Below are 1,196 nucleotides of genomic sequence, written 5' to 3' on the forward strand. Positions count from 1 at the left end.
GGTGGTCAGCCCGCCCCGGGACCGGCCGAGCGCCTGACACTCCTGCGAGCGGCCCGGATCTTCCAGTTCGTCCCCGTCCGCTGCCCCTTTCTGAGGGCGCCAGCCGCGTGTTGGTGGGCCCGGTTGATCGTGGAGTCGACGGAAATGGTCCACTCCACCCGGCCTACCGCGTCGTCTCGGACCTGGACGTGTTCCAGCAGCTTCGCCCAGGTCTCGTCCGCTTCCCAACGGGCGAACCGCTCGTAGACGGTCTGCCAGGGTCCATACCGCTCGGGCAGATCGCGCCAAGGAGCCCCCGTCCGCAGCCGCCACAGCACCCCGTTGACCACCTGCCGGTGATCACGCCACGGACGGCCACGCCCATCCACCCGCGGCAACAGGGGCTCTACTCGCTCCCACGCCGCATCTGTCAGCTCACCTCGACCTGCCACAAGATCAATGATCACACCGGCTATAGAGTCCTGCCTGTGGCGAATCATCAGGACGAGACCAGGGCGGCCTACGACGGAGTCGTCGAGCTGTACGCATCGCTGTTCGCGGACAGGCTGGAGACACAGCCGTTCGCCCGGGCCATGATCGGCACCTTCACCGAACTGGTTCGCGCGACGGGCAACCTGCGGGCAGCGGACGTTGGGTGCGGGCCTGGACACCTGACGGCCATGCTGCACGAACTGGGCCTGGATGCCTTCGGGCTTGACCTCTCCCCTGGCATGATCGATCACGCCCGGCGGGCCCATCCGGCGCTGCACTTCCAGGAGGCGCGGATGGAGTCCCTGCCGATCGAGGACAGCGCGCTCGGCGGCGTACTGGCCCGCTACTCGATGATCCATACCCCTCCCCGAGAACTGCCGGAGCTGATTGCTGAGCAGGTACGCGTCCTGGCTCCGGGTGGTCTGCTCCTGGTGTCCTTCTTCGGGACCGACGAACCGGAGCCGGTCCAGTTCGACCACAAGGTGACGCCTGCCTACAGTTGGCCAGCGGACCGTCTCGCTGGACTGCTGGCCGATGCCGGGCTTGTTCCCTTCGCCCGGCTGCTCCACGATCCGGCCTCTGAACGGGGCTTCCTCGACGCCCACCTGCTGGCCCGCCGTTCGTAGATTCTGCCTGGCAATACCCGCCGGTCGGTCGGAGTACCTCCGGACTACCGGCTCGGCGGACGCTCGCTGATCCGACGGGAATTGTCAGACAGGCCCTAG

The 1,196-nt window shown here is 67.5% G+C and carries 1 protein-coding gene and 1 pseudogene; one reads left to right on the plus strand and one right to left on the minus strand.

The features are described 5' to 3' along the window. Positions 1 to 431, minus strand: a pseudogene (locus ACFUN8_RS37335) (IS5 family transposase); the annotation flags it as partial. 36 nt (positions 432 to 467) lie between these two features. Between ACFUN8_RS37335 and ACFUN8_RS37340 the strand changes: the two are divergent. Next, on the plus strand, positions 468 to 1,097 hold the full coding sequence (locus ACFUN8_RS37340) for a class I SAM-dependent methyltransferase (protein ID WP_383647890.1): 630 nt from the start codon (positions 468 to 470) through the stop codon (positions 1,095 to 1,097). Positions 1,098 to 1,196 lie beyond the last annotated feature (99 nt).

It is taken from the genome of Streptomyces sp. NPDC057307, from assembly GCF_042667665.1.
Lineage (GTDB): Bacteria > Actinomycetota > Actinomycetes > Streptomycetales > Streptomycetaceae > Streptomyces.